General features: G+C 56.8%; 2 protein-coding genes. Both read right to left on the reverse strand.

Translation table 11 applies throughout. The annotated features are described in order from the left end of the window. On the reverse strand, positions 1 to 1130 hold a 1130-nt coding region (locus J5224_RS25820), incomplete at its 3' end, for a PAS domain-containing protein (RefSeq protein WP_264628049.1). 176 nt (positions 1131 to 1306) lie between these two features. Continuing rightward, a partial coding sequence (locus J5224_RS25825) for an acyl-CoA dehydrogenase domain-containing protein (RefSeq protein ID WP_264628050.1) occupies positions 1307 to 1999 on the reverse strand: 693 nt, incomplete at its 5' end.

Genomic DNA, 1999 nt, shown 5'->3' on the forward strand with positions numbered 1-1999 from the left:
TCGGAGAAGATTACCAACGCGCCAACCAGCTGATTATGGGCATTATGGATCTGACTGGTGGTCACACTCAGTTCTATCGTGCGATCCCGGGCGGGAAAGCTCACCTCCAGCGCGACGTGCTCGGTGCCTTTTTGCAGCGTATCCAGCACCGGGCTGTCAAAATGTGTGTTGGAGAATATTTTGGCATACGGCTGGCCCAGTAACTCATCCTGCCGATAGCCGGTTATCTCCTGAGCGGCAGGGTTGATCGTAGTGACATTGCCGTGTTTATCCACGGCGATCACGCCGTCGGCGGCACTTTCGATAATCAGATCGTTGAGGGTTTTGGTTTCGCGCAATGCCTGCGCCAACGCGTTGACGCTGTGTGAAATTTTCCCCAAGTCTCCCGATAGGGGCGGCAACCGGGTATTGAGATTCTGCGCCAGATCTTCCAGTCCGTGAGCAATCACGTCAATGCTGGTACTGAAACGGCGAGAGAGCAGAATAATCAGGCACAGGCTCACCAGCAAACCCAGTACCAGCACCGAGACAATATTGATATCCATGCGCCGAGCCTGCTGGCTGATATCTTCAGATAATTCATTGGCCCAGATATAACCAATCACGTTGCCATCGCGGGCGATCGGCTGCATGGAATTCATGATGTTGCCGCGCACCTGCTTGCCGGAATAGACCTTGGGCTGATTACTGGACATGACTTCTCTGCCGGGGTGGTCGGCGTTGATCGTGACACCGACGTTGGACTGAAACTGTGCCGAAGGGGCATAGGTGATGATGGCGTCCAGCGCACGGTGGTAATAGCCTGCGCCGACGCCGTTAAAAGCGCGCGTGATCCTCTCGGTGATCGGGGCTAACTCCTGATTGAGCGCTTGAATACGCTCAGCGTGGGGGAGGGTGGCAAAATGCGTGAACCTGTCCCCCAGCGCTTCATCCAGCAGATGGGTAATGGCAGAGAGTTTTTTCTCTTTCTCTTGCAGCAGTGCCGCCCGGCCTTCGGTCTCGACGACATAACCGATGGTGAGGGTGGGGATCGTGACCATGAACACCGCAATCATAATGAGCTGGTTGCGTAGACGGCGTGGGTACATCCAACTGAGGCCTTTACGTAACCCACTGAAACGGGTGCTCATCGATCCTTTCCTCTCAGCTAAAAGAGGAATTATCCGGGCAATGGCGTTGGGTTTCTCGGAGGCGCTTCAAACTCCGCGCAGATACTGAGCAGGATAATGATACGTGCAGTGCGGTAATTTAGCTTCGAGGGCGAAGAATGGAAAACGATGGACTGCGTGAGGAGCCCGGCGGGTTATCAGGCGACGGCAACGGATTTTTTGGTTGCCGGTTTGGTTTGTGGTGCATGAGCAGCGAGCGCTTCAGGCGCGAAATCATCCACATTGATAGCGCGCAATCGGCTCGCTTCAGCTCGGATCAAGATCTGCGCTTCTTCCGCAGTGATATCGCCTTCTGCCAATGCCTGCTCCGCCAACTGATCGAGCCGCATAAATGGCAGGGATTTACCCAACGCTTTTGACAACCGCTGGTGGATCGGTTCGGCGGCCATCACATCCAGCAACGACTGTTCCAGCAGACCCACCGGGTTGTGTTCGCTGGCCGTCAGGTATTGACCGCGTCCTAACCGGCTGCGCGTGGCGCCTGGCGTTTGCAGCAGCTTGGCGACTTGATGATCCAGACGATCGCTCGGTGCCGGACTGACCTGGCCCAGCGGGAATAGCGCGATGCGCATCGTTGCTGCCACCGCACGGTTCGGGAAGTTACGCAGCAGATCGTGCAAGGCCACTTCGGCCTGATGCAGGCTATCTTGCACGCCCCAGTGTACCAGCGGCAGATCGGCCTGCTGGCGGCCTTCGTCGTCAAAGCGCTTCAGCGTCGCCGAGGCGAGATAAAGTTGGCTCAGCACATCGCCCAGTCGAGCGGAGATACGTTCCCGACGTTTTAAATCGCCGCCCAGCACCGCCATCGACACATCCGCCAGCAGAGCCAG

The sequence above is a fragment of the Candidatus Symbiopectobacterium sp. NZEC135 genome (assembly GCF_025962695.1).